This window comes from Binatus sp. (SeqCode) (genome assembly GCF_035272065.1).
Taxonomy (GTDB): domain Bacteria; phylum Desulfobacterota; class Binatia; order Binatales; family Binataceae; genus Binatus.
In genome coordinates this window covers 1-6,733 of sequence record NZ_DATEQZ010000072.1, presented here as the reverse complement: position 1 = coordinate 6,733, position 6,733 = coordinate 1, and the positions used below count along the sequence as shown (strand labels likewise).

General features: G+C 60.5%; 5 protein-coding genes. All 5 read right to left on the bottom strand.

The window, feature by feature from the left end; genetic code table 11:
- Nucleotides 1-124: 124 nt before the first annotated feature.
- Nucleotides 125-742, bottom strand: a complete 618-nt coding sequence (locus VJX68_RS14050; RefSeq protein WP_324096335.1) for a 6-pyruvoyl-tetrahydropterin synthase-related protein — start codon at nucleotides 740-742, stop codon at nucleotides 125-127.
- Nucleotides 729-3,140, bottom strand: coding sequence for a hypothetical protein (locus VJX68_RS14045; RefSeq protein WP_324096334.1), 2,412 nt, complete (start codon nucleotides 3,138-3,140; stop codon nucleotides 729-731). Before VJX68_RS14045 ends, VJX68_RS14050 begins: the two co-directional genes overlap by 14 nt.
- Before the next feature lie 148 nt (nucleotides 3,141-3,288).
- Nucleotides 3,289-4,251, bottom strand: a complete 963-nt coding sequence (locus tag VJX68_RS14040) for a quinone oxidoreductase family protein (RefSeq protein ID WP_324096333.1) — start codon at nucleotides 4,249-4,251, stop codon at nucleotides 3,289-3,291.
- Between the two features lie 10 nt (nucleotides 4,252-4,261).
- Nucleotides 4,262-5,473 carry a serine hydrolase domain-containing protein gene (locus VJX68_RS14035; protein ID WP_324096332.1) on the bottom strand — a complete coding sequence of 404 codons (1,212 nt, stop codon included), beginning with the start codon at nucleotides 5,471-5,473 and terminating at the stop codon, nucleotides 4,262-4,264.
- A gap of 48 nt (nucleotides 5,474-5,521) precedes the next feature.
- The coding region (locus VJX68_RS14030) for a hypothetical protein (RefSeq protein WP_324096331.1) at nucleotides 5,522-6,733 on the bottom strand (1,212 nt) is incomplete at its 5' end.

The following is a 6,733-nucleotide window of genomic DNA, read 5'->3' as shown; positions in this document are numbered from 1 at the left end:
TGAATCATCAGCCCACACCACTCTTCCACACCGTGCCGCGACTGAAGTAGGTCGCGGGTAGAACCTGCAATCCCAGTCCCGCGTCCCTAACGAGATATGAAACTTGAGTAATCAAACCCTTTCCTCAACACCCTGCTAGTGAGTACGAGATGCCGTTCATAGGACCGCGCATCGCGTAGCCGTACCCCCATGGCGACCAAAGCAACTGAGACGGCGAGATTATGTAATTGGTCCAATTGAGAAGACCGATCCGCAGAAGTTCGGTTTTGACGAAATCGCGTTCAAGCAACGCCGGAAGCCAGAAAAAAGCACTGAGTCCCAGTCCGCCGACAAGCACGGAGGCGCCAGCCGCCGCGGTTTTCAGCCGATGATCCGAGACGGCGGAGCGAACGGCGACGAGCGCCGCGAACGCGGGAAACATCAGCAGCGCGATCGCATTGTGCGCCAGCGGCAGCATCGCCACTGCAAGCGCGCCGAGCGCCACATTGATCGCGGTCGGGCGCTGAACTGCGGTGAGCAACCCGAGCAACGCCACGGGAACCACCGCAATCGCGGCCGACTCGGCAAATCGCCCACACACATAAATATCCAGAGCTTGATATGGAGCGAACAGCCATGCAGCCGCGGCGCCGATTGAGGCGACACGAGAAAACGAGAGTTTTCGCCCGATCAGGAAGACTGCTATCGCGCCGAAAGCGAACAGAATCGCAAGTCCGGATTGAAGCGAGTTAGCCAGTGACATTCCGGCTTTGAAGAACGGCAATGCCGCCGAGTAGATCAGCGGCGGTGCGAATTCGAACAGCGGCTGCCCATGCCCACTTGCCAAGATCCGGCGCCCATACCGGCGGGAATTGATGGTCGCTCAATATACTGGCGAATTCAGTCAGCCGCGGTGGGTACTCAAGCGAGTCATGACCGTCGAGCAGGTTGCCGCGGAACAGCGGGCGCGTGAAAAGCAGGATCAGCACCGCAAGCGCGAGCGCCGTTCGAGTCCGCGGAGTATTCCAAGGTGTCGTCAATTCCGCCAGCCGCGCCGCAATCCTGCGTTCCATCGCGGCGTAGTCGGGCCGGCGCATCGCTTGAGCGATCAATCCCACCAGGATGAATCCAACCACCAGCAATATTGGCTTGATAGGTCCAGGGCGGTAGCGCAGTACGATTATGTGTTCTCCCGGACCGACTGGAATCGCGCAGAAGTTGGGATACACGCGAAATATCGGCGCCGGCTTTCCGTCGACGGTGGCTTGCTGACCTGGAAAGTAAGTGATCTTTAGCAACGCATAACACGGGCGTAGGATTGCCAGCCGCGCGCTATAAGTCTCGCCCTGCTTGCTTTCAGAAATTACTACTCCGCGCTGAGTCGAAAACCGCGGATCGAGCGGAGGCAGCGCCTGATACATCTTCCATTCGGGCGCTCCCTTGAAATCGCCACCTAGCGCGACCACCGCGCCGGCCCGCACCGCGGGGTTCAGCATCCATCTCCAGTCGCGGTTGAGGACGGTTGTGAGAGGCCCTTCGTAGCGCGCGCCAATATCCACCAGGCCGAAGTAAACTTCGGGGGAGACCTCATAGACAGCGAGGTTGCCGTGAACTGCGCGACGCTTGAAGTAGGAGGGCATCGCCTGAGTCACGGGCGCCAGCGCCGCGCGCATCGCAAACAACTGGGCCTGGTAAGGATCGCGCTCGTTGATTTCAGCCGTCACGTCCGCGCTCCACGACAAGCTGTGATAAAGAAAGCTGAGCTCGTCGAACCCGGCCAGCGACAGAAACGAATACGCCTGCGATTTTGCGATTTGAAATTTGGCGGCCCATGCTCCGGTCGGACCGGACCACACCCGGCCTGGACGCTCGCGCAAGATCGTGCGGAGGTCGGCAAGGGCGGCATTGAGATCGGCACCTTCGCGTTGAATCGCCGCGAGGCTTTCGTCTCCCCATTGGTCATTCTGCCGCAGGTAGCTCACGCGCTCGGCGAAGATCAGAATCGCCATGGCCCCCAGAGCGCTCACGGTTACAAGCTTGCTCGCTAATCCGATTCGCCAGGCGGCCGCGACTATTCTGGCGAGCGCCCAAGCCGTCAACAGCACTGCATACAGTTCGAATACCGACTCGAAACGGCTGACGTGAAATGTCCCGGGCAGCCCCAATGCGAGCATGAAATATCCCCAGGTCGTGCGGCCGAAAAAAATCACGAGCCACACCGCAGTGAGTACCAACAGGCGGCGTGGCATTGGCCGTTGCCAGCGATACAGCGCGAGCATCGACGACACCGCCAGCGCCAATGTCATTACCGGCCAGCGTCCTCCGTCGAAGAAACGCCCGAAGAACAGAGTGTCGAATATGTTTTTCGCACCCCAAGAATCGAACTTCCAAACGTCATCCCAGCGGCACCGGTTCGCCTCCCCGCTGGCGAGCGGCATCGGAACAACGAACCATGCGAGCATGATGGTAACGGGAATCAGGATCGATGCGGCGCGGACAACTCGCCTCGAGCGCTCGCCGCGTGGTCCGACCAGGGCCATGATCGCCACCGAGACAATAGCTGCATAGCCGAACACGACGTGCGAGAGCGCGGTGGCCGCGACCAGACAAGCCGCCAGGATTCGCCGTTTGCCAGTGATAAGAGAATAGTTGGCGAGTCCTAGCGCCGGCATCAGCAAGTTGTAGGACATCAGTTGCGTATACAGGCCGGAGCCCCGCCGAACGTACGCACCGTATGATAGCCCATAGCGGCTGAGATCGCCCACCTCGCTCACACTTATGATGAGGATTGACGCGAATCCGGCGGCCATAGGCTCGAGCCCGAATAGGCGCGCACCCAAATAGGTGGATGCGGGGAGAGCTATCATCAACAGGTAGTTGAGCACCGCGAACGACGCCGGCGCCGAAGCGAAGTGCTTAGTAATTGTCAGCCACAGGCCCGCCACCATGTGCGGAAGCGGCTGATAGAAGTGCCACAGCGGATATCCCAACGCCCATTGCGACACCCATGGGTCGAGGAACGAATCGCCAGAGATAAGACTATCCGCCAATCGCTGCGAAGCCGCTATGTGGAAGCTGAGGTCGTTGACCGGTACCCGCTCGATGCGAATCTCCGGCCACAGCAATACTGCGTTCACGATCAGCGCAAGCCCTAGCAGCATCAGCCCGCTGGCTTCTGCCCTGAGCCTCGCCGAATCAGGAATCCTCGACCACCCACTGACCGGTGCCGTGGTCGTAGCTTCGATACGAGGTTTTGCTTTCGCTGCCGCCGGCATTCCTTCGCTAACTGAATTCGCGAAGAGTGTTATCCTAAGGAATTAGAAGAACCCTGCCGACTGCCTGCCGGCTCTCGATGTAAGCGTGGGCGGCGCCAGCCTCCGATAGCGGAAAGGTTCGATCGATCACGACCTTGAATTCGCCTCGAGCGGCCTCATCGATTAGGCGCTGGATCATGTTGTGTGCGCGATCGGTGCCTATCTCGGCGCCCAGGAAAACTCCCGTCAAAGAACGGTTGCCTGCCATCAGTGACGAGACGTCGATCGTCATAGCTTCGCGTCCTGCCGCGCCTACCATCGAGACCCGGCCCCGATAGGCGAGCGACAGCAGACTGCCTTGCAGAGTCGCACCACCTACAGGGTCAACCACGAGATTGACGCCCCTGTTATGCGTGATCTTCATCACAGACTTTACGACGTCGTCAGTCTTATAGTTGATGCCGTGATCGAGACCTAGCGGCTTAAGCCGTTCCAGCCGCTCGTTAGTCGACGCTGTCGCCAGCACTGTCGCGCCTGCGCGTTTCGCGAGTTGAATCGCGGCCACGCCTACACCGCTCGCTCCCGCCTGCACCAGCACTGTCTCTCCCGGCTTCAGATGCCCGAATTCGAACAGGCAATCGTTCGCGGTGCCGAACGGCACCGGGATGGCCGCGGCGAGTTTGATGTCGAATCCTTTGGGCACCGGCCACGCATTACGAGCAGGCACCGCGCGCAATGCTGCATGCGATCCGGCACCGAAGACCGTGGTGACCTTCTGGCCTGCCTTCAGGTCTGTCACCTCGGAACCTACCTGGACGATCTCTCCGCCGGCCTGGTAGCCAACGACATGCGGCTTGCTCAGCAGAGCGCCGTGCCAACGATTGAGCGTATCGCCGCCCTCGATGCTTACCGCCTCGACGCGAATTACCACACCTTTAGGATGGCACTCAGGATCGGGAACGTCCTCGTACTTAAGAACCTCCGGACCGCCGTTTTGATAATAGACCGCAGCCTTCATGATACACTCCTCACTCGACGATGGCCGAATAGATGATGTTCCTGAGTTGTCCGCGGAAATTGAAGGTGGCCGACGGCATTAGTTGTGTCATGAAGATCACTACCATGTCCTCCTTGGGGTCCAGCCAGAAGATAGTCGAGGCCGCGCCGCCCCAGTAGTAGTCGCCGCCGCCTAGCGCGCCCGCTTCGACCTGCCCCAGCGTCATCGCGAAGCCGAGACCGAATCCGACACCTTCATAGGCGGTCTCCGAAAATGCGCCAATCGCCATCCCGCTGAGGTCCTTGCCGCCTGCGAGGTGGTTAAGATGCATCAACTCGATGGTGCGTGGACCCAGGATGCGCACGCCATCCAACTCGCCTCCGCGCCGCAGCATTTCGCAGAAGCGAAAGTAGTCGGCGGTGGTGCCAGTCAACCCTCCGCCGCCGGAAAAGAACGTCGGCTGCTTCAGATAGTTACTCCGCTCCGGATCGTCGATCAGCTTCAGAGTCTTATCGGCCTGCCGTTCATAGTTAGCCGCGAAGCGATCAGCCCTGCGCGACGGCACTGTGAACGACGTGTCCTTCATGTCTAGCGGATCGAAAATCGTCTCCTGCAGATATTGGTCGAAGCGCTTTCCGGAAATCGCCTCGACCAGGTAGCCGCATACGTCGGTCGAGAGCGAGTACATCCATCTCTCGCCGGGCTGATAGCGCAGCGGCACCTTCGCGAGTTTCTCCGCGAACCCGCTAAGTGTCTCCCCCGCGCCGCGCCCCACTCCTGCTTCGCGATAGACGCGATCAACCGGATGATTGGTCGCGCCGTAAGTAAGACCGCCAGTATGGCTCAGCACATGACGCATCGTCATCGGCCGAGTCGGCGCCACGGCCTCCATGGTCGCGCCTTCGCCCGACACCCACACCTTGTGCTCGCGCCACGCGGGGATGAAACGCGACACCGGATCGTTGAGCTGGAAGTGGCCCTGCTCGAAGAGCGTCATCAACGCCACCGAGGTTATCGGCTTGGTCATCGAATAGAGCCGGAAGATCGTATCGTCGGTCACTGGCTTGCGGCGCTCGCGATCCATCAAGCCTTGCGATTTGAAGTAGGCGACTTGCCCATGCCTCGCCACCAGCGTCTGGCATCCGGCTATTTTGCCCGGCGCGATGTAGTTCTTGTCGAGGTGCGCCGTTATCCGATTGATTCGTTCGGGCGCGAATCCAGCCCGCTTGGGTGCCAGTTCCATCTGCCTCTCCTTTCCTTCGAGGAGTTTTCCTGCGCGAACTGCATGATCCTAAAAGTAAATCGGATCCACGTACAAGCCGCGAGTGGCAGCGCCCGGCGGCTCCGGGATGCCGAATGAAATCACCACGTACCGTTCGATCTCGCTCGCCAGCGCGCGCACGCTCTGGTATCCGGCGGATGCCTCCGAGGTGAAGACCGACAGTCGGTCGAGACCGCGAGCGGCGAGCCATCCGCATTGCGCGCGGAGAAGTGCCTCGAACTCGTCCTCTGCACCCGGCAAAAATCCCCAGTCCAGCGCGAGCCCGCGCCGCGATTCGACCCGGCTTCCCTTCGACTCGATGATAAACCGCACCCTGTCGCCCGCAGGCCAGACTCCCACCACGGCGCGATCCGTAATCCGCACCCGCTCCCAGCAATAGTCTCGCGGCGAACGCTCGACGCGTGCACTGAACGACTCCACGGTGTACGGCAGGTACATCTCGTCGCGTTCGTGCGTCGCGTTGAGAATCTCGACGATTCGCGACGCATCGCGCGGCGTTGCAGGCCGTCCGATTTGCGGCCCCGCGAGCGACGCGCATGGCAGTTGCGCGCGAATCTGGTGGATGCTCCATCGCGGCGCTCCGGCAAAGCCACGCAACATCGCGGCATTGTCAACCGACGGATACGCGGTGCTTCCGTCCGCCGAGCCTTCCGGGTACTTCTCGTCGAAAATGCGGTTTATCGCGCCCCACAGGCCTTTCTTCTGATGCTCGGGAAGAATGCGCAGGTGCGCGAACGCGTGGATACGATAGTCGCGCCCTCCGACCCGCACGGTATGGAGCGCGGCCACGTTGACGCCGGCAGGTTTTCCGTCGACGAAACCCAGCGCAACCAGGAAATCATCCATCAGCCGCGTGAACGCAAAATAGTCGTCGCCACGCTCGATCGTCATCGTGACGCCGTCGGCCAGCACGATCGGGCATCGCCGCTCGATGTCCGCAAGCACGGCCGCGTCGGCAATCGTCGCCTCGCGCGATACCACCTCGAAATCGAGGATGCGGTCGCGAGTAAGCACGGTTATTCGATGCGGCTCGCTGTCTTCGACCTCGCATGACAGACGAAATTTTTTTTCGCTGGCAGTTTCGAGGATTGCCGCGACGTGGAAGTCGGACAGTTGCTCGACCGACGCCACCCTGAATTCGCCGTAGCTCTGGTTGCACCGCTTCCATCCCCCCGTCGCCACTTCATGCGAATAAGGAAATGGCGCGCGCACGACGATGTT